Source organism: Caulobacter sp. DWR2-3-1b2, assembly GCF_049896345.1.
GTDB lineage: Bacteria > Pseudomonadota > Alphaproteobacteria > Caulobacterales > Caulobacteraceae > Caulobacter.
This window is the reverse complement of record NZ_JAFCUC010000001.1, coordinates 1,151,984-1,169,591: the sequence shown is the minus strand read 5'-3', so window position 1 is coordinate 1,169,591 and position 17,608 is coordinate 1,151,984. Positions and strand designations below refer to the sequence as shown.

20 protein-coding genes and 1 other RNA gene are annotated in these 17,608 nt (G+C 68.2%); 11 read left to right on the top strand and 10 right to left on the bottom strand.

Annotated features, from left to right (window positions below):
- Positions 1 to 9: 9 nt before the first annotated feature.
- The 6 genes from ACP694_RS05735 to ACP694_RS05710 all read left to right on the top strand — a co-directional run bounded on the left by ACP694_RS05735 (position 10) and on the right by ACP694_RS05710 (position 4,678).
- Positions 10 to 474, top strand: coding sequence for a response regulator (locus tag ACP694_RS05735; RefSeq protein WP_426011114.1), 465 nt, complete (start codon positions 10 to 12; stop codon positions 472 to 474).
- Entirely contained in the window at positions 475 to 750 is a 276-nt protein-coding gene (locus tag ACP694_RS05730) for a SemiSWEET family sugar transporter (protein ID WP_426011113.1), read from the top strand. It abuts the gene before it with no gap.
- Between the two features lie 159 nt (positions 751 to 909).
- A complete protein-coding gene (argB, locus tag ACP694_RS05725) occupies positions 910 to 1,824 on the top strand; it encodes an acetylglutamate kinase (protein ID WP_426011111.1) in 915 nt (304 codons plus the stop codon).
- Positions 1,821 to 2,489 carry a pyrimidine 5'-nucleotidase gene (locus ACP694_RS05720; protein WP_426011109.1) on the top strand — a complete coding sequence of 223 codons (669 nt, stop codon included), beginning with the start codon at positions 1,821 to 1,823 and terminating at the stop codon, positions 2,487 to 2,489. Before argB ends, ACP694_RS05720 begins: the two co-directional genes overlap by 4 nt.
- Positions 2,486 to 3,361, top strand: a complete 876-nt coding sequence (gene dapD / locus ACP694_RS05715) for a 2,3,4,5-tetrahydropyridine-2,6-dicarboxylate N-succinyltransferase (RefSeq protein WP_426011107.1) — start codon at positions 2,486 to 2,488, stop codon at positions 3,359 to 3,361. The genes ACP694_RS05720 and dapD overlap by 4 nt, the downstream gene beginning before the upstream one ends.
- Positions 3,362 to 3,385: 24 nt before the next feature.
- Positions 3,386 to 4,678, top strand: a complete 1,293-nt coding sequence (locus ACP694_RS05710; protein ID WP_426011105.1) for a leucine-rich repeat-containing protein kinase family protein — start codon at positions 3,386 to 3,388, stop codon at positions 4,676 to 4,678.
- Positions 4,679 to 4,778: 100 nt separating this feature from the next.
- Here the strand turns inward: ACP694_RS05710 and ACP694_RS05705 are convergent, their stop codons facing one another.
- Together ACP694_RS05705 and ACP694_RS05700 are read right to left on the bottom strand one after the other, a co-directional pair.
- Complete coding sequence (locus ACP694_RS05705; protein WP_426011103.1) at positions 4,779 to 6,368, bottom strand: peroxidase family protein; 1,590 nt, start codon at positions 6,366 to 6,368, stop codon at positions 4,779 to 4,781.
- A 74-nt stretch (positions 6,369 to 6,442) separates the two neighbouring features.
- Positions 6,443 to 6,907 carry a cupin domain-containing protein gene (locus ACP694_RS05700; protein ID WP_426011101.1) on the bottom strand — a complete coding sequence of 155 codons (465 nt, stop codon included), beginning with the start codon at positions 6,905 to 6,907 and terminating at the stop codon, positions 6,443 to 6,445.
- 64 nt (positions 6,908 to 6,971) lie between these two features.
- On the opposite strand from ACP694_RS05700, the gene dapE reads away from it, so the two are divergent.
- The 4 genes from dapE to ACP694_RS05680 all read left to right on the top strand — a co-directional run bounded on the left by dapE (position 6,972) and on the right by ACP694_RS05680 (position 9,965).
- Complete coding sequence (gene dapE / locus ACP694_RS05695; protein ID WP_426011303.1) at positions 6,972 to 8,138, top strand: succinyl-diaminopimelate desuccinylase; 1,167 nt, start codon at positions 6,972 to 6,974, stop codon at positions 8,136 to 8,138.
- Positions 8,138 to 8,578 carry an EamA family transporter gene (locus tag ACP694_RS05690; RefSeq protein ID WP_426011100.1) on the top strand — a complete coding sequence of 147 codons (441 nt, stop codon included), beginning with the start codon at positions 8,138 to 8,140 and terminating at the stop codon, positions 8,576 to 8,578. The genes dapE and ACP694_RS05690 overlap by 1 nt, the downstream gene beginning before the upstream one ends.
- A gap of 2 nt (positions 8,579 to 8,580) precedes the next feature.
- Complete coding sequence (locus tag ACP694_RS05685; protein ID WP_426011098.1) at positions 8,581 to 9,501, top strand: glutaminase; 921 nt, start codon at positions 8,581 to 8,583, stop codon at positions 9,499 to 9,501.
- A gap of 77 nt (positions 9,502 to 9,578) precedes the next feature.
- A complete protein-coding gene (locus ACP694_RS05680; protein ID WP_426011096.1) occupies positions 9,579 to 9,965 on the top strand; it encodes a DUF3597 domain-containing protein in 387 nt (128 codons plus the stop codon).
- Between the two features lie 78 nt (positions 9,966 to 10,043).
- On the opposite strand, the gene truA is transcribed toward ACP694_RS05680, so the two are convergent.
- The gene (gene truA / locus ACP694_RS05675; protein WP_426011095.1) at positions 10,044 to 10,790 is read right to left on the bottom strand and encodes a tRNA pseudouridine(38-40) synthase TruA; all 747 of its coding nucleotides are present in this window, start codon (positions 10,788 to 10,790) and stop codon (positions 10,044 to 10,046) included.
- Entirely contained in the window at positions 10,790 to 11,716 is a 927-nt protein-coding gene (gene fmt, locus ACP694_RS05670; protein ID WP_426011093.1) for a methionyl-tRNA formyltransferase, read from the bottom strand. Before fmt ends, truA begins: the two co-directional genes overlap by 1 nt.
- A 105-nt stretch (positions 11,717 to 11,821) precedes the next feature.
- Between fmt and ACP694_RS05665 the strand changes: the two genes are divergently transcribed.
- Positions 11,822 to 12,181, top strand: a complete 360-nt coding sequence (locus ACP694_RS05665) for a cell surface protein (RefSeq protein ID WP_426011091.1) — start codon at positions 11,822 to 11,824, stop codon at positions 12,179 to 12,181.
- A 42-nt stretch (positions 12,182 to 12,223) separates the two neighbouring features.
- Here the strand turns inward: ACP694_RS05665 and def are convergent, their stop codons facing one another.
- From def to ffs, 6 genes are all read right to left on the bottom strand, one after another.
- Positions 12,224 to 12,745: a peptide deformylase gene (gene def, locus ACP694_RS05660; RefSeq protein WP_426011089.1), complete on the bottom strand. Its 522-nt coding sequence runs from the start codon at positions 12,743 to 12,745 to the stop codon at positions 12,224 to 12,226.
- 219 nt (positions 12,746 to 12,964) lie between these two features.
- On the bottom strand, positions 12,965 to 14,251 hold the full coding sequence (gene rmuC / locus ACP694_RS05655; protein ID WP_426011087.1) for a DNA recombination protein RmuC: 1,287 nt from the start codon (positions 14,249 to 14,251) through the stop codon (positions 12,965 to 12,967).
- A gap of 180 nt (positions 14,252 to 14,431) precedes the next feature.
- A complete protein-coding gene (gene recR / locus ACP694_RS05650; RefSeq protein ID WP_426011085.1) occupies positions 14,432 to 15,034 on the bottom strand; it encodes a recombination mediator RecR in 603 nt (200 codons plus the stop codon).
- Positions 15,035 to 15,037: 3 nt separating this feature from the next.
- On the bottom strand, positions 15,038 to 15,367 hold the full coding sequence (locus ACP694_RS05645) for a YbaB/EbfC family nucleoid-associated protein (protein WP_426011083.1): 330 nt from the start codon (positions 15,365 to 15,367) through the stop codon (positions 15,038 to 15,040).
- Between the two features lie 159 nt (positions 15,368 to 15,526).
- The gene (locus ACP694_RS05640) at positions 15,527 to 17,383 is read right to left on the bottom strand and encodes a DNA polymerase III subunit gamma/tau (protein WP_426011082.1); all 1,857 of its coding nucleotides are present in this window, start codon (positions 17,381 to 17,383) and stop codon (positions 15,527 to 15,529) included.
- Positions 17,384 to 17,465: 82 nt separating this feature from the next.
- Positions 17,466 to 17,564, bottom strand: an RNA gene (ffs, locus tag ACP694_RS05635) — signal recognition particle sRNA small type.
- Between the last annotated feature and the right edge of the window lie 44 nt (positions 17,565 to 17,608).

Below are 17,608 nucleotides of genomic sequence, written 5' to 3'. Positions count from 1 at the left end.
AAGCTGGTGATGACCGAGCGCCCGCTCGATGTCTTGATCGTGGAAGACGAGGTCCTGCTGGCCGCCGAGCTGGAATTCCTGCTCGACGAAGTCGGCTACAAGGCGGTCGGCCACGCCATGAGCTCCGGCGAGGCCGTCGCCATGGCCAACGCCCTGCACCCCGACCTCGCCTTGGTGGACGTTCATCTGCAGGACGGGCCGACCGGCGTCGACGTGGCGCGCACCATTCATGACAAGTGCGGCGGCGTGGCGCTGTTCATGACCGCCAACGTCAAGCGCCTGCCCGACGATTTCGCCGGGGCCTGCGGGGTGATTGGCAAGCCCTATTCCTCGCACGGCGTGAAATCGGCCCTCGCCTATCTGGCGGTCTGTCTGCGCAACGGCCAAGCGCCGGGGCCGCCGCCGATCGGGCTAGATCTGGCGCCGGCCTATGCCGAGCACTGGGGCCTGAACGACCTGCCCCGCGCCAGCTAGGTGAGCGCTCCCCTCATCGCCTCCGTCGTCGGCACGGCCGCCGCCCTGCTGTCGATCACCAGCTTCGCGCCGCAGATCTTCAAGATCTGGAAGGAGAGGGACGCCTCCTCGGTGTCGCTCCGCACCTACGCCATCACGGTCACCGGATTTGCCTGCTGGATCATCTACGCCGTGATGATCAAGGCCTGGCCGGTGATCGCGTCCAACACCGCCTGCCTGCTGATGTCCGGCGCCGTGCTGGCGCTGAAGTGGAAGTTCAGTCGGAAAGGGCGGTAAAAATCGCCCTCCCTTCATCCCTTCATCCCTTCATCCCGACGAAAGTCGGGATGAAGGGAGTTTGAGGGTGGACGCTAGCATGATCGCCGCGTTGAACGCGTGACAGCACCCACCGCGTCCGCTATCGAGGCGCGCCTTTCGCTTACAGGACCGCCGCCCTTGACCGACGTCGCCGAGGAAGCGGGCTGGGCCACCGCCAAGACCCTGGCCGAAGCCCTGCCCTATATCCAGATCTACGACCGCGAGACGGTGGTGATCAAATACGGCGGTCACGCCATGGGCCAGGAGCAGGTGGCCAAGCTGTTCGCGGCCGACGCCGTGCTGCTGAAGCTGCTGGGCGTCCACCCCGTGGTGGTGCACGGCGGCGGCCCGCAGATCAGCCGCATGCTCGAGCGAGCCGGGGTGAAGTCCACCTTCGTGGACGGCCTGCGTGTCACCGACGAGGCCACCATGGAAGTGGCCGAAATGGTGCTGTCGGGCGCCATCAACAAGGAAATCGCCAACTGGATCACGCTGGCCGGCGCCGAAGCCGACGTGCGCGGCGTGGGTCTTTCGGGAAAGGACGCCCGGATGATCACCGCCGAGAAGGTGACCCGCACCCGCAAGGACCCCGGCAGCAACATCGAGCAGGTCGTCGATCTGGGCTTCGTGGGCGAGCCGACCAAGGTCGATCCGCACATCATCCAGGCCCTGCTGACCTCCGAGACCGACTACATCCCCGTGATCGCCCCGATCGGCGTGTCGGAATCGGGCCAGACCTTCAACATCAACGCCGACACCGTGGCCGGCGCCCTGGCTGGGGCGTTGAAGGCCAAGCGGATGCTGATGCTGACCGACATCGCCGGCGTACTCGACGCCGACGGCCAACTGATCCGCCAGATGACCGTCGCCGAGGCCCGCGCCCTGATCGAGAGCGGCGTGGCCAGCGGCGGTATGATCCCCAAGCTGGAGAACGCCATCTCTGCCGTCGAAGCCGGCGTCGAGGCCGTGGTGATTCTCGATGGCCGCCGCCCCCACGCCATGCTGGTCGAACTGTTCAGCGAGCACGGCGCGGGTACGCTGATCTCGAAATGAGCGTACCCGACCTCACCGTCATCGACACCTGGCTGTTCGACCTCGACAACACCCTCTACCCGGCCGAGTCCGAATACATGGCCCTGATCGAGGGCAAGATGACCGACTTCATGGCCCGCGAGACCGGCCTGCCCCGTGAAGAGGCCCGAGCGATCCAGAAGCGCTATTACCACGAACACGGCACCACCCTGGCCGGGCTGATGGCCCATCACGGCGTCGAGCCCAAGGCCTTCCTCGACGAGGTGCACGATGTGGCCATGGACCGCCTGACGCCCGACCCTGTGCTGCGCGACGCCATCGACGCCCTGCCTGGTCGCCGCCTGGTCTTCACCAACGGCTCGCTGGGCCACGCCGCGCGGGTGCTCAAGCATCTGGGCCTCGACCATCTGTTCGAGGACACCTTCGCCATCGAGACGGCCGACTATCTGCCCAAGCCGGCCATGGCGACCTTCGAGAAGATCATCGCCCATCACGTCTTCGATCCCAAGACCACGGCCTTCTTCGAGGACAGCGAGAAGAACCTCGCTCCCGCCGCCCTGCTGGGCATGACCACCGTCCTGGTCGGCGGCCACGCGGCCGCCTCGACCGCCGACTTCGTCCAACACCGCACGAACGACCTCGCCGGGTTCCTGACCTCGGCGCGCCTGAAGGAAGCCTTGAGATGAGCGACACCCCCCCCTCTTCCATAAGCATGGCCGACTTGCGGACCGAAGTCGAAGCCGCCTGGGAGGCCCGCGACAGCGTCTCCACCGCCACCACCGGTCCGGTGCGCACGGCGGTCGAGGAGACGTTGGCGCTGATTGACGCCGGCAAGGCCCGGGTGTCAGAGAAGATCGACGGCGAATGGACCACCCATCAGTGGCTGAAGAAGGCCGTGCTGCTGTCGTTCCGCCTCAACCCCAACAAGGTGATGCACGCCGGCGCCCTTACTGGCTTGATTGGGGGCGGCGCGGTCGGACCCTGGTGGGACAAGGCGCCCAACAAGTTCGACGGCTGGGACGCCCCTCAGTTCGAAGCCGCTGGCTTCCGCGCCGTGCCCGGCTCGATCGTCCGCCGCGGGGCCTTCATCGGCCGGAATGTCATCCTGATGCCGTCGTTCGTCAACATCGGCGCCTATGTCGACGACAGCACCATGGTCGACACCTGGGTGACGGTCGGCTCCTGCGCCCAGATCGGCAAGCGCGTCCACCTGTCGGGCGGCGTCGGCATCGGCGGCGTGCTGGAGCCCCTGCAAGCCAATCCGACCATTATCGAGGACGACTGCTTCATCGGCGCCCGATCCGAAGTGGTCGAGGGCGTGGTGATCGGCGAAGGCTCCGTCCTGTCGATGGGCGTGTTCATCTCGATGTCGACCAAGATCGTCGACCGCAAGACGGGCCAGGTCCATATCGGCAAGGTGCCGCCCTACAGCGTCGTCGTGCCCGGCAGCCTGCCCGATCCCAAGGGCGGACCCAGCCTGTCCTGCGCGGTGATCGTCAAGACGGTCGACGCCCAGACCCGGTCGAAGACGAGCATCAACGACTTGCTGCGGGACTAGGCGCTCCTGGCCGCGGGGAATCCGATGACCGCGACCTTGACGGCGCTGCGCGACGGATCCCTGGCCGGCGCGCGCACGCTGACGCTGCGCTGTGGACTAACGGAATTTCCTCCGGAAATCTTTGGCCTGGCCGACACGCTCGAGGTGCTGGACCTTGGCGGCAACGCCTTGACGGCCCTGCCCGACGACATCGGGCGGCTGAAGGCGTTGCGGGTGTTGTTCTGCTCGGGCAATCATTTCGACCGCCTGCCGCCCGGGCTGGGCGACTGCCCGGCGCTCAGCCAGCTGGGCTTTCGCGCGACGGGCCTGCGCGACATCCCCGCCGAGTCGCTCCCCGCCAGCCTCCGTTGGCTGACCCTAACCGACAACCGGATCGAGGTCCTGCCCGCAACGCTGGGCGAACGTCCCGCCCTGCAGAAACTGATGCTGTCCGGCAATCGGTTGCGGGGGCTTCCCGCTAGCCTGGAGGGCGCGGACAAGCTGGAGCTCCTTCGCCTGTCGGCCAACCGCCTCGACGCCCTGCCGGCCTGGCTGACGGCCTTGCCGCGCCTGGCGTGGTTGGCCTGGGCGGGTAATCCATTGGATCGACACGCGGCGGGCGCCGCGCCCCTGGCCGACTGGGCGACGCTGCGGGCCGGCCGCCTGCTGGGCGAGGGCGCTTCCGGACAGGTTCACGAAGCGGTCTGGACCCCACCGGGCCACCAAGCCCGATCCGTCGCCCTCAAGCTCTTCAAGGGCGCCATGACCAGCGACGGCCTGCCCGAGCGCGAGATGGCCGCTTGCCTGACGGCCGGGGAGCATCCCCACCTGACGGGCGCCCTCGCTGGGTTGGTTGGACATCCCGACGGAGTCCAAGGCCTGCTGATGGACTTGCTGCCCGCGCAATGGCGCGTGCTGGCCGGACCGCCCAGCGCGGAAAGCTGCAGCCGGGACGTCTATGACCCGACCCTGGGCCTCGACCTCGATGTCGCCCTGCGCATCGCCCGCGGCATCGCCGCCGGGGCGACGCACCTGCACGACAAAGGCCTGACGCACGGCGATCTTTACGCGCACAACATCCTTTGGGACGGCTTGACCGGCCAAGCCGTGCTTAGCGATTTCGGCGCGGCGTCGTTCCTTCCGGTGAACGCCGACGGCGGGTTCAAGCGCCTGGAAGTCCGGGCCTGGGGCCTGCTGCTCGGCGAGCTGTTGGAGCGCTGCGATCTGGAAGCCTCGCCCCAGGACGCGCTGTGGACCCTCCAACGCGCCTGCGTGCAGCCCGACGTCGCCGCGCGGCCGTCCATGGCCACCCTCTTGGACGCGCTCAACACCCTTTAGAGCATTTCCCGACCTGACTGCGTCAGGCCGTGAGCTCTAATCTTTTGTTTTGAGGCATTTTTCTTCACGCGAACCGGAACCACTTCGCTCGAAAAATGCTCTAGGCCGCCCGCTGCACCTTGGCGTTCCGCGCCCAGTCCGGGCGCGTCATGCCGACAAAGGCCGGGCCGGGATCGGCGCCGTTGCGGACCAGCAGGTCGCGCATCGAGCCGGTCGCGGCGATGGCCTCCAGCCCCAGGTCGGTGAAAGCGGCGCGGCGGTTGGCCTCGTCGCCCCAGATATGGGCCGACAGCAGCGGATTGGTCAGGGCCTGGGAGAAGGCGTCCACCGCCACCATGCGCAGGATCAGCGACGGCAGCGGCGAGTTGTCGACCACATCCTCGGCGAACATGCCGACATAGAACTCCACGCTCTCGACGCCGGCGGGATAGGTCGCCTCAAGCCGCTCGGCGATGTCGGTCTTCGTGGTGATGTCGGCGAAGGTCTTGACCGGGGCCATGCCCATGGTCCGGCGATAGGCGTTGTAGGGCGCGATCTGGTTGACACGGGCCTGGTCGATGGCGTGGGCCTCAACGTCCTGCAGGAAGTCGGCGGTGTTGCCCATGCCCAGGCGCGCGGCGGGCTGGGCGCTCATCCAGGAAAAGGCCTGGGCCAGGCCGACCGAGGTGAACAGCGGGTTGGCGAAGCGCAGATTGCCGGTCGAGGTCTCGACCCCGTTCCAGTTCAGCCGGTCGGGCACCAGCGAGTGCCAGCGATAGAGCAGGCTGAACTCGGCAGTGATCCAGTTGGGCTTGTTCCAGGGCTTGTCCCAGCAGCCGCTGGGATCGGCCAGCAGCCGGATCCGCGACGGCGAGATGTGGTTGATGTATTCTTCGACCACCAGCTTGATGAACAGCACGATCATCACGTTGCGGGCGGTTTCGAACACCCGGTCGTCGTCCCAGTCGGTATGGTTGGCGGCGATCAGCCCGGCCAGGCGATTGTGCTCGCGCAGCAGCAGGGTGTTGATCATCGACACCCCGACCGTCGCATTGGCCCGGTCGCCGCCCACCGCGAACAGGGTCGGGCGCAACTGCGCCGGCACCTTGTCGATGCCTAAGGGCGGGTCGAGCACCGCGAACTCGTCCAGCACCACGCCGTTCAGGTCATACAGCGCGGGCGGATATTCCTCGTCCTGGATGCGCTGTGACTTCAGCCGGCCCCGCTCGGCGGAATTGGGCGAGCGCAGGCGCAGGGCGTGGGTCTGGGCCTCGGTCCGGCCATACAGCGGGCACAGATCGATCTCGTGGTTGGAGGTGTTGCGCCGCCGATCGGTCAGGGCGTCGTCATTCGACACCTTGGTGCGGATGAAGCCGTCGGTCAGATATTGGGCGAAGGCCGGAAACAGCATGGTCGACTTGGGGCACAGCACCTGCTCGCCCGTCGGCCGGGCAAACAGGGCGGTGGAGCGTTCGAGCGGCGGGTGCGGGCCGAAATCCGTCGCGGGCAAATGCCGGGCGCTATAGGTGCGATCCGTAAGCCCGATCCAGCTGATATAGTCGGTGCGGGTGCTCCACGGATGGGGCCGGCTGCGGGTCTGCTTGACGATGCCGTCGATCAGCACCCCGTTGACCAGCCTGGCGAAGGCCGGCCAGCGGTTGGCGAGCCAGGCCACGATCGGCTCGATGACAGCGATGATCCAGCCCCACATGTCTTTCCGCCCCAACCAAGTTGTGGTCGAATCATACCACAGCCTGGGCGCGATCGCGCGCGGGGAGAACACCGTTATGCGTCGGGATAGGGCGTCCCGTCCCGATGCCGGTAGAGATCCTCGCCGGCTCGCGCCACCAGGTCGATGTCAGGGTAGTCGCAACCGTCGATCTCCGGCCGTCGCGAGCCCATTTCCAGCAGCACGGCCACCCTGTCCGAGCGGTTCCGCAGGTGGTGGCCGTTGGCGACACCGGCCTTGAAGCCCGCGCAGTCGCCGGCCCGCAGGACAGTCTCGCCCTCGTTCTCGACCAGCACCACCTCGCCCTCGACCACCCAGACGAATTCATCCTCGGCCGAGTGCCAGTGGCGTTGGCTGGTCCACTGGCCGGGGGGCAGACGCATCAGATTGACGCCGAACTGGGTCAATCCGGCGGCGTCGCCCAGCGTCCAGCGTTGGCGGCCCTGGCAAGGAGCGTCATGCGGCGGCGGATAGGTCGTGCCGAAGCGGGTGGGCGCCGTGTCGATGTCGATCTTGGGCATGGGTGTCCGTGGAAGAAGCTTGCTTGGTTTGCGTCGCGCCAGAGGGAAGCCTAAAGGCAGGATGATGACCAGCCCCACACCCGATCCTGTCAGCATCGACCTCGACCCGGTCGCCCTGGCGCAGGCCCTGATCCGTCGTCCCTCGGTGACCCCGGCCGACGAGGGCGCGATGGACGTTCTGCAACGGCAATTGGAGGCCCTGGGTTTCGCCTGCCGTCGCATGCGGTTCGGCGAGATCGAGAACCTCTACGCCCGGCGCGGGACGGCGCGGCCCAACCTGTGCTTCGCCGGCCATACCGACGTGGTGCCGGTCGGCGACGACGCAGCCTGGACGCTGGGTCCCTTCGAGGCGCAGATCAAGGACGGCGTGCTCTATGGCCGCGGCGCGGTCGACATGAAGAGCGCCATCGCCGCCTTCGTCGCCGCCGTGGCCAACATGCCCCGGCAGGCCGGTTCGCTCAGCTTCCTGATCACCGGCGACGAGGAGGGCGTCGCCGAGGACGGCACCGTCCGCGTCGTCCAGGCCCTGGCGGCCGAGGGCGAGGTCATCGACCACTGCATCGTCGGCGAGCCCACCAGCGCCAGCCTGCTGGGCGACATGGTCAAGATCGGGCGACGCGGCAGTATCAACGCCTGGATCGCTGTCGACGGCAAGCAGGGCCATGTGGCCTATCCACAGCGCGCCGCCAACCCGATCCCGGTGCTGGTCGATATCCTCAGCCGCCTGCAGAGCCGGGTGCTGGACGAGGGCTATACCGGCTTTCAGCCGTCGAACCTGGAGGTGACCACGGTCGATGTCGGCAACACCGCCACCAATGTCATCCCCGCCAGCGCCAAGGCCCGGATCAATATCCGCTTCAATCCCGCCCACCAGGGTAAGGACCTGCAGGCCTGGATCGAGGCCGAATGCCGCGAGGCAGCCGAAGGTTTCTCCGGCCGCGTCGAGGCCCTGTGCAAGATCAGCGGCGAGGCCTTCCTGACCGAGCCGGGCCCCTTCACCGACGTGATCGTCGCCGCCGTCGGCGAGGCCACGGGCCGGACGCCCGAACTGTCCACGACCGGCGGCACCAGCGACGCGCGGTTCATCCGGTCAATTTGCCCGGTCGTCGAGTTCGGCCTGGTCGGCGCCACCATGCACGCCGTCGACGAGCGCGTGCCGGTGCAAGAGATCCGCGACCTGGCCGGCGCCTACACCGCCCTGATCCGCCGCTATTTCGAGACCTTCGCCTGATGCTCAAGGCCGCCGCCTCCAGCTGGCCGTTCTGGGCCCTGGCGTCGGCGGTGTTCGCGGCCCTGACGGCGATCCTGGCCAAGGTCGGGATCGACGGCGTCGGCTCCAACCTGGCCACCTTCATCCGCACCGTGGTGATCCTCGGTTTCGCGGGCCTGATCCTGACCGTGGCCGGCGAGTGGCGCGCGCCGGGCTCGATCAGTCCGCGCTCCTGGCTGTTCCTGGTGCTGTCGGGCCTGGCCACCGGCGCCTCGTGGCTGTGCTATTTCCGCGCCCTGAAGATCGGGGAAGCGGCCAAGGTGGCGCCGGTCGACAAGCTGTCGGTAGTGTTCGTGGCGATCCTCGCGGCCGTGTTCCTGGGCGAGAAGCTGTCACCGGTCAACTGGTTGGGCGTGGCGCTGATCGCCTGCGGCGCCGTGCTGGTCGCGGTGCGGATCTAGCCATGGACGACTTCTCGATCGCCGATGTCTTGGCCGAGGTGGCCGTGCTGGTGAAGCCGCACTTCGGCAAGGGCCAGCCCGCCGACTATATTCCGCAACTGGCCTGCGTGCCTCCCAGCAAGTTCGGCATGGCCGTGCGCACCGTGGCCGGCCAGGAGGCGGTGATCGGCGACGCCGACGAGGGCTTCTCGGTCCAGAGCATCACCAAGGTGTTCTCACTAGGGCTCGCCTTGAACCGCTTCGGCGACGAGGTCTGGACACGGGTCGGCAAGGAGCCGTCGGGCACGCCGTTCAACTATCTCTCACAGCTCGAATCCGAAGAGGGCGTGCCGCGCAATCCCTTCATCAACGCCGGCGCCATGGCGATCACCGACCTGCTGATGGATGTGTTCAAGGACCCGGCGGCCCTGGTGCGCGGCTTCGCGGGCTTTCTGGCTGGCGAGACGGTCGAGATCGACAAGACCGTCGCCGCCTCGGAGCTGGCCACCGCCCACCAGAACCGCGCCATCGCCCATCTGATGCGCGGCAAGGGCACGATCAGCCACGACCCGGAAGCCGTGGTCGCCGCCTATACCCGCCAGTGCGCCCTGACCATGAGCTGCCGCCAGCTGGCCCGCGCCATGCTGCCCCTGGCGGCTGGCGGCTTCTCGCCCCTGGCCCAGGAGACGATCTTCCCCGAGCGCCTGACCCGGCGGCTGAACGCCCTGCTGCTGACCTGCGGCATCTATGACAGCGTCGGCAGCTTCGCCTATCGCGTCGGTTTGCCGGCCAAGAGCGGGGTCGGCGGCGGCATCGTCGCCGTGGTCCCCGGCAAGGCCACCATCGCGGTGTGGTCGCCGGAACTCGACCGCTTTGGCACCTCGGTGGTCGGCACGGTGGCCTTGGAGCGGTTCACCCAGCTGACCAATTGTTCGGTGCTGTAGGGGGTAACGGCCCGTGGACCCAATCACGACTCCGGCGCGTTGACCCGGCTCATCTTCCAATCAGGAGCACGGCGACCATGGGCATCTTCAGCAACATCATGGACAAGATCTTCCATCACAAGCCCAAGGTGGCCCCCGCGCCGACCACCCCGACGCCCGCGCCGCAAGCCGCTCCGACCGCCGCCGCGCCCGCCCCGGCCCCGCAGGTCATCGACGTCACCGCCTCGCTCGACGACATGGCCGCCAATGCCGGGCAGCAGCTGGACTGGCGCCATTCGATCGTTGACCTGATGAAGCTGGTCGGCATGGAGAGTAGCCTGTCGGAGCGCAAGGAACTGGCCGACGAGCTGGGCTATAGCGGCGACAAGAACGACAGCGCGGCCATGAACATCTGGCTGCATAAGCAGGTGATCAAGAAGCTCTCGGAAAACGGCGGCAAGGTGCCGGCCGAGTTGATGGACTAAACGAGCACGCAAGACTCCCTCCAGCCCTCCGCGCCATCTCCCCCTCTGGGGAGCCGTCGCGAGCGCCCGAGGGGGTCTTCACTCCCCTTCGTACCCCACCCCCGTCAGATACAGTCCGTCGGCCGGCGCGACCGGCCCACAGGCCGTGCGATCCTTGGCTTCCAGCGCCTCGCGCACGTCCTGAGCACTCCACCGCCCGATCCCGACCTCGGCCAGGGTCCCGGTCATCGACCGCACCTGGCGATGCAGGAACGACCGCGCCTCGAACACCAGATGCACCTCGTCGCCGACGCGGGACACCCGCGCCACGTCCAGCGTCTTCAGCGGCGACTTGGCCTGGCAGGCCATGTCACGAAACGTGGTGAAGTCGTGCAGGCCCACCAAATGCCGGGCCGCCGCCTGCATGGCCTCGGCGTCGATCAGTTTCTTGACGTGCCAGACCTTGCCCGCCTCCAAGGCCGGCGGGGCGGGGCGGTTGAGAATGCGGTAGAGGTAGCGACGCTCGACCGCCGAGAAGCGGGCGTGCCAGTCGCCCGTCACCACCACCGCGTCGAGCACGCTGACCGCCTCGCGCGCCAGGTGGGCGTTGAGGGCGTTCACCACCGTCTGAGCGGGCCAGTCGCGCTCTAGATCCAGATGCACCACCTGGGCCGTGGCGTGGACGCCGGTGTCGGTACGGCCGGCCGCAGCGATGCGGATCTCCTGGCCGCAGAACGCCTTCACCGCCGTCTCGATCGCCCCCTGCACCGACGGCAGCGCGGCCTGGGCCTGGAATCCGTTATAGGGCCGGCCGTCATATTCGATCGTCAGGCGGTAACGAGGCATCAGGCCAGCGCCGTGCCGGCCGCCAGCGGGAAGCCTCGAACGAAGACCTCGGCGTCCTGGGCGCCCTTGCCCTCGCGCTGGGCCTTGAGCAGGCGCACCGCGCCGTCGCCACAGGCGATGAGCAGGGCGTCGTCGAGCACCGCGCCCGCCGCGCCGTCACCGTCCTCAACCCGCGACAGCAAGGCCTTGACCCGCACCGGCCCCTTGTCCGACGGCGCCTCGAACCAGGCCCCGGGAAAAGGCGAAAGCCCGCGGATGTGGCGGTCCACCTCGGCGGCCGAGCGGGTCCAGTCGATGCGAGCCTCGGCGGGCTTGATCTTCTTGGCGTAGGTCACGCCCTCGTCGCTCTGCGGCGTCTCGCGGGCCCCGCCGCGCTCGATGGCGGCCAGGGCGACGGGCAGGATGCGCGAACCGACGGCGGCCAGCTTGTCGTGCAGCGAGCCGGCGGTCTCCAAGGCGTCGATCCGCACCTGCTCGCCCATCAGCACAGGGCCTTCATCGAGGCCGACGCTCATCCGCATCACCTGGACCCCGGTCACCGCGTCGCCGGCCATGATCGCCCGCTGGATCGGCGCGGCGCCCCGCCAACGGGGCAGCAGGCTGGCGTGCAGGTTGAAACAGCCCAGGCGCGGGGCGTCGAGCACCTCGGCCACCAAGATCTGGCCAAAGGCGACCACCACGGCGGCGTCGAGGTCCAGGGCCTGAAAGGCTGCGATCTCCACGGGCGACTTCATCGACACCGGCGTGCGGACTGGCAGGCCCAGGCTGTCGGCGAAGGCGTGGACCGGCGAGGGCTTGAGGTCCTGCCCGCGACCGCGCGGCGCGGGGGGTTGGCTGTAAACACAGGCGATCTCGTGCCCGGCGGACATTAGTTCGGCCAGGCAGGCGACGGAGAATTCGGGCGTCCCGAGGAAGGCGATGCGCATGGCCGCCGGTTTAGACGGCTCGGCGTCCTGGGGAAAGCTTGAGAGTCGGAACCTTCACCATGGACCGCCGTTATAGGAAGCGACCTTTTCCAAGGAAGAACCGTCATGCGCTCCATCGCCCTCATCGCCGCCGCCGGCCTGGCCGCCCTCTCGCTGGCCGCCTGCTCGGACGAGCACGCCGCCCAGATCAAGGAAGGCGCCAAGGCCGCCGGCTCCGAGATCAAGCAGGCCGCCACCGACATCAAGAACGATCCCGACGTCAAGGAAGCCGGCACGGCCCTGAAGGAAAGCACCAAGGAAGCCGCCGCCGACGTCAAGGTCGCGGCGGGTGAAGCCGTCGATGCGACCAAACAAGCCGGCGCCAAGGCGGGCGACGCCACCAAGGAAGCGGCGGGCGACCTCAATCGCGAAGCCAAGGAAGCCGGCCAGGACGCCAAGCAAGAAGTCCATAAGGCGACGCGGTAAATCACGGACGGGGACACGTCCTCGGGCGTGTCCCCGATAGAGCTAAGCCGCGCGGCGGGCCTTCTTGACCTTGCTGATCGCCCGGTCGCGCTTCAGGCGCGACAGATGGTCGATAAACAGCACGCCGGCCAGATGGTCCATCTCGTGCTGGAAGCAGACGGCGGAGAGGCCCTCGGCCTCTTCCTCCACCGTCTCGCCCTGGTAGTTCAAATAGGTCAGCTTGACCTTGGCCGGACGCTCGACCTCGTCGTAGACCTCGGGCACCGACAGGCAGCCCTCTTCGTAGACATAGAGCTCTTCCGACGCCCAGGTGATCTTGGGATTGACGAAATATAGCGGAGCCGGCGGCTCGCCTTCGCGGGCCAGGTCCATGACGATCACGTTGAGCGGCTCGCCCACCTGCACGGCCGCCAGGCCGATGCCGGGGGCGTCGTACATCGTCTCCAGCATGTCATCCATCAGGGCGCGCAGACCGTCATCGACGGCGGGGACGTCCTTGGAGACCTGCTTGAGAACCGCCAGATCGGCGGCGTTATCGACGGTGAGGATGCGACGTATAGCCATGATGGTGCTCAGGTAAGGGCCGCGCCGCCCGGGGTCAAGACGACGGAAGGGCGCGGGGGAGCGTCACGCCTGTTTCAAAATCCGCTCATCCCGGCGAATGCCGGGACCCCGATCCCGTAGCGGTGTGGCCGATTGGAGGGGCTCAGCGCTCATGGCCTCAGCCTCAGAGCCATCCCATCTGGGTCCCGGCATTCGCCGGGATGAGCGGAGAAAAAAGCGCTAGAGGTTCGCTTGCAGCTTCGGCGTTTCGTCCACCGCCAGCTTGATCAGCGGCCGTACCGAGCCCTCGACCGGCGTCAGCTCGCCGATCTCCTTGCCCTCGTGGTCCACCGACAGGTCCTCGAAGCGGCGGGCCTGGGTCAGCACCTGGCTTTCCAGCGAGCCGACGAACTGGTTGTAGCGACCGACCGCCGCCTCCAGCGCCTTGCCCACCGAGCCGGCATGGGCCCCCATCACGGCGATCCGCTTGTAGAGCTCGCGACCGACAGCCACGATATTGGCGGCGTTCTTGGCCTGATCCTCGGCCCGCCAGCCATAGGCGACGGCCTTGCACAGGGCGAACAGGGTGGTGGGGGTGACCAGCAGCACCCGGCGGTCCATGGCCTCGGTCATCAGGTCGGGCAGGCGGTCCAGGGCGGCCGCGAGAAAGCCGTCGCCGGGCACGAACATCGCCACGAAGTCGGGCGAGCCTTCGGACGCGAACTGGTCCCAATAGGCCTTGGCCGACAAACCCTGCATGTGGTTCCGGACGCTGGCGGCGTGGCGGATCATGGCGGCTTCGCGCAGGGAATCCTCGGTGGCCTCCTGGGCCTCCAGAAAAGCGTTGAGCGAGCACTTGGCGTCGATGACGAACACCCCGCCGCCGGGCATCTTGACCTTGACGTCGGGCCGGCGACGGCCCTCGTCGCTCTCGACGCTGAACTGCTCCTCGAAGTCGAAGCGGTTCGTGAGGCCAGCGGCCTCAAGAACGTTACGTAAAGTCTGCTCGCCCCAGCGGCCTTGTACGCCGGCCCCGCGCCGAAGGGCGGCCGACAGCTTGCGGGCCTCGAACTGGGTGGCCACCGAGGCTTCCATCAGGGCGGTGATCTGGGCCTTGAGGCCGCCGGTCTCTTCGGCGCGGGCCTTTTCGACGGCGGTAACCTGGGCCTCGAACTTGGCCAGGGTCTCGGCCACCGGCTTCAGCTGAGCTTCAAGACGGGCCTGAGACAGTAGTTCGCGGCTTTTGAAGTTCTCCTCGGTGCGCTTGATCAGCGCCTCGGCGACGGTGTTGGCGGTCATGGTCGCCTGCTGGGCGGCCTGGGCGCGGATCAGTTCGCCTTGGGTGACGGCCTGGTCTTCCAGCAGCCGGGCCCGCTCGTCGGCCTGGACCAGCCGGGCGTTCAGCTCCCAGGCGCGGCCATCGGCGGTGGTCGCCCGCTTCTGGCTGTCCAGGGCCCACAGCACGGCGCCGGCCGCCAGCAGGGCGAAGACCAGGGTGAGGATCAGGAACGGATCGGAAAAGTTCATGCTCCGTTCCTATAGGGAGTCGGACGATCTAGGAAGCGGCGGACTTGCCCCCTACGGACCGCTTCGCGGTCGTCTTCCCCCACAGGGGGAAGAGCCTTTGGTTGAAGCCGCGCTGGAGGCTCCGCCCCCTATGGGGCGGACAGACGGCGCAGCCGTCGGGTGGGGGCAAGTGTGCGAGCTCTAAGCCGGCCGCCGGGCCCGCAACGCCTGGGCGATCGTCCCATCGTCGAGCCAGTCCAGGTCGCCGCCCACCGGCACCCCTCGCGCCAGCATGGTCACCGACACCCCCGACGGGATCAGCCGATCGGCCAGGTAATGCGCGGTCGTCTGGCCATCGACCGTGGCCGGCAGGGCCAGGATAACCTCGGAAATCTCGCTGCCGGTCGCCCGGCTCAGCAGCTCGCCCACCCGCAGGGCCTCGGGGCCGATGCCGTCCAGCGCCGACAGCAGCCCGCCCAGCACGTGGTAGCGGCCCTTGAACGACTGCCCGCGCTCCATGGCCCACAGCGACCCCACCTCCTCGACCACGCAGATCAGCCGCGGATCACGGGTCTGGTCGGCGCAGATCGCGCAGGGATCGGAGGTGTCCAGCGAGCCGCACACCGAGCAGGTGCGCACCTTGGCCTGGGCGTCGACCAGGGCGGCCGTCAAAGGCGCAAGCAGGGTGTCACGCTTCTTCAGCAAGGCCAGCGCCGCCCGCCGGCCCGAGCGCGGGCCCAGGCCCGGCAGTTTTGACAGCAGGGCGATCAGCCGCTCGATCTCGGGTCCGGCGGAGGCGGCCAAGGCCTAGAACTTCATCCCAGGCATGCCGCCCATCAGCCCCGCCATCGGGCCAGCGGCTTCCTGCATCATCTGGGCTTGCTGGGCGTCCAGCTTCTTCTTGGCGTCGGCATGGGCGGCGACGATCAGGTCGGCGATGACCTCGCCTTCGCCGGGCTCGATCAGGCTCTCGTCCAGCACCACCTTGAAGAGTTCGCCCGAGCCCTTCAGCGTGACGGTGACCATGCCGCCGCCCGAGGTGCCGTCCACGGTCAATTCCGCGAGCTTGGCTTGGGCGTCAGCCAGTTTCTGTTGCATGGCCTGGGCCTGCTTCATCAGGCCGCCGAGGTCTTTCATGGGTCTAGGCTCCGCTCTTATGCCCCCCTCCCCCTTGATGGGGGAGGGGCTGGGGGTGGGGGTGACAGCGTCGGCGGGCCTTGGCGCGGCAGGGCCACATCCTGAAACGCTTTCACCCCCATCCCCGACCCTTCCCCCATCAAGGGGGAAGGGAGATTTCTATTCTTCCAGCTCGTCCGGCTCGATCGGCGGCGCCTCGGGCGTCAGGATCTTGCGGATCTCGACGATCTCGGCGCCGGGGAAGGCGCTGAACACCGAGGCCACGAACGGGTCGGACTTGATCGAGGCCATCTCCTCGCGGTCTTCGCGCTTTTGGCGTTCGATCAGGCTCTCGGCCCCGCCGCCGCCCTCGGCCGCCACCAGCCAGGGCTGGCCGGTCCATTCCTTGAGCGCCCGCACCAGCCGGCCGGCCAGGTTGCCGGGCGCGCCGGGGGCGGGTTCGAAGGTGATCGCCCCGGGCCGGAAGCTGATCGGACGGACATATTGCTCGACATCCAGCCGCAGGCCGATGTCGCGTTTCTCGGCGATCAGCTTCACCACGTCGTCGAAGGACGACAACACCGGAAGAGCCGAGGCGGCCGGCGCGGCCATCATCCGGGGCTGAGCGCTGACCGCGCCGCCATTCCCGCCGCCGCCGACCGAGCCGCCGCCGCCGCCGCTAGGACCGCCACCAGCGGGCAGGCCGTCGCGCAGAGCCTTCAACGCCTCTTCCGGGCCCGGCAGGTCGGCGGCATAGCACAGTCGGATCAGCGCCATCTCTGCGGCGGCCCGGGCATCGGGCGCGCGGCGCACCTCGTCATGGGCCTTGAGCAGCATCTGCCACAGCCGCGACAGGGTCCCGGCCGAGGTCTGGGCCCCGATCGCGGTCAGGCGGGCCGCCTGTTCCTTGGGCAGGGTCAGGGCGTCCGGCCCCAGGGCCTTGGCCACCGAGGCGCCGTGGCAATGGTCCAGCAGGTCGAGCATGACCACCGCCGGATCGGCCCCGAAGCCCCACAGGGCGCGGAAGCCGGCCAGGGAGTCGCCGGGCTTGCCGCTCATCACGTTCTCGAACAGGGCGATGGTCTGGCCGCGGTCGGCCAGGCCCAGCATGTCGCGGACCACGGCGGCGGTGACGGTGGAGCCGCGCTCGCCTTGAACGATGGCCTGGTCCAGCAGCGAGAGGCCGTCGCGCACCGAACCCTCGGCGGCGCGGGCGATCAAGGCCAGGCCGTCTTCCTCGACCTTGGCGCCCTCATTGGCGGCGATCTTGGCGAAGTGCTTGACCAGCACGTCGGGCTCGACCCGGCGCAGGTCGAAGCGCTGGGTGCGCGACAGGATGGTCACCGGCACCTTGCGGATTTCAGTCGTCGCAAAAATGAATTTGGCGTGCGGCGGCGGCTCTTCCAGCGTCTTCAGCAGGGCGTTGAACGCCGCCGTCGACAGCATGTGCACTTCGTCGATGATATAGACCTTGTAGCGCGCCTCGACCGGGGCGTAGCGCACGCCGTCCAGCAGCTCGCGCATCTCGTCGACCTTGGTGCGGGACGCGGCGTCGAGCTCCAGCACGTCCATGTGCCGGCCCTCGATGATCGACTTGCAGTGCCGGCCCTCGACGGTCAGGTCGACCGAGGGCTGGTGCACGGTGTCGGTCTCGTAGTTGAGGGCCCGGGCCAGCAGGCGGGCGGTGGTGGTCTTGCCCACCCCCCGCACGCCGGTGAGCATGAAGGCGTGGGCGATGCGCCCGGTGGAGAAGGCGTTGGCCAGGGTGCGGACCATCGCCTCCTGGCCGATCAAATCCTCGAAGGTGCGCGGCCGGTACTTGCGGGCCAGCACGGTGTAGGCGGCAGCGGGATCGGACGCCTGGGAGGTCATGGGTGTGACGGCGGGCGCCGCTTCAGCCGGAAGCGTCGCCACGGGCGCGGCGATGGGCGCGGCCCCGAAGATGTCGGCGGTGTTCGCGTCGCGCTCGTGCTCTGCCCCAGGGGGAGCTTCATCCCACGGCGGCGCGGAATCGGTGAGGTCGTCGTGGTCGGCCATGTCTCGACTGTAGAGCGCGGAGAGGCGCAGCAAAAGGCTCGGCCCGCGCTTGCAGGCCAGATGCTGTCAGATTTCAGGGGGAAGGTGGAGACCGACAGCCGACCCGAAGGTTAACTCGTTGTGGCTGCTGCCTCTCGGCCCTGACCAGATTGGCGAGCGCTTCGCCCGTCGCCGATCTCCGAGGCCTATATCGCGACTCGTCGTGAAGGATGCAAGACATCAAGC

Coding starts and splice junctions, on each gene's coding strand:
- ACP694_RS05735 (WP_426011114.1), top strand. CDS start 10: ATGACCGAGCGCCCGCTCGATGTCTTGATCGTGGAAGACGAGGTCCTG.
- ACP694_RS05720 (WP_426011109.1), top strand. CDS start 1,821: ATGAGCGTACCCGACCTCACCGTCATCGACACCTGGCTGTTCGACCTC.
- dapD (WP_426011107.1), top strand. CDS start 2,486: ATGAGCGACACCCCCCCCTCTTCCATAAGCATGGCCGACTTGCGGACC.
- ACP694_RS05710 (WP_426011105.1), top strand. CDS start 3,386: ATGACCGCGACCTTGACGGCGCTGCGCGACGGATCCCTGGCCGGCGCG.
- ACP694_RS05705 (WP_426011103.1), bottom strand. CDS start 6,368: ATGTGGGGCTGGATCATCGCTGTCATCGAGCCGATCGTGGCCTGGCTC.
- ACP694_RS05700 (WP_426011101.1), bottom strand. CDS start 6,907: ATGCCCAAGATCGACATCGACACGGCGCCCACCCGCTTCGGCACGACC.
- dapE (WP_426011303.1), top strand. CDS start 6,972: ATGACCAGCCCCACACCCGATCCTGTCAGCATCGACCTCGACCCGGTC.
- ACP694_RS05690 (WP_426011100.1), top strand. CDS start 8,138: ATGCTCAAGGCCGCCGCCTCCAGCTGGCCGTTCTGGGCCCTGGCGTCG.
- ACP694_RS05685 (WP_426011098.1), top strand. CDS start 8,581: ATGGACGACTTCTCGATCGCCGATGTCTTGGCCGAGGTGGCCGTGCTG.
- ACP694_RS05680 (WP_426011096.1), top strand. CDS start 9,579: ATGGGCATCTTCAGCAACATCATGGACAAGATCTTCCATCACAAGCCC.
- truA (WP_426011095.1), bottom strand. CDS start 10,790: ATGCCTCGTTACCGCCTGACGATCGAATATGACGGCCGGCCCTATAAC.
- fmt (WP_426011093.1), bottom strand. CDS start 11,716: ATGCGCATCGCCTTCCTCGGGACGCCCGAATTCTCCGTCGCCTGCCTG.
- ACP694_RS05665 (WP_426011091.1), top strand. CDS start 11,822: ATGCGCTCCATCGCCCTCATCGCCGCCGCCGGCCTGGCCGCCCTCTCG.
- def (WP_426011089.1), bottom strand. CDS start 12,745: ATGGCTATACGTCGCATCCTCACCGTCGATAACGCCGCCGATCTGGCG.
- rmuC (WP_426011087.1), bottom strand. CDS start 14,251: ATGAACTTTTCCGATCCGTTCCTGATCCTCACCCTGGTCTTCGCCCTG.
- ACP694_RS05645 (WP_426011083.1), bottom strand. CDS start 15,367: ATGAAAGACCTCGGCGGCCTGATGAAGCAGGCCCAGGCCATGCAACAG.
- ACP694_RS05640 (WP_426011082.1), bottom strand. CDS start 17,383: ATGGCCGACCACGACGACCTCACCGATTCCGCGCCGCCGTGGGATGAA.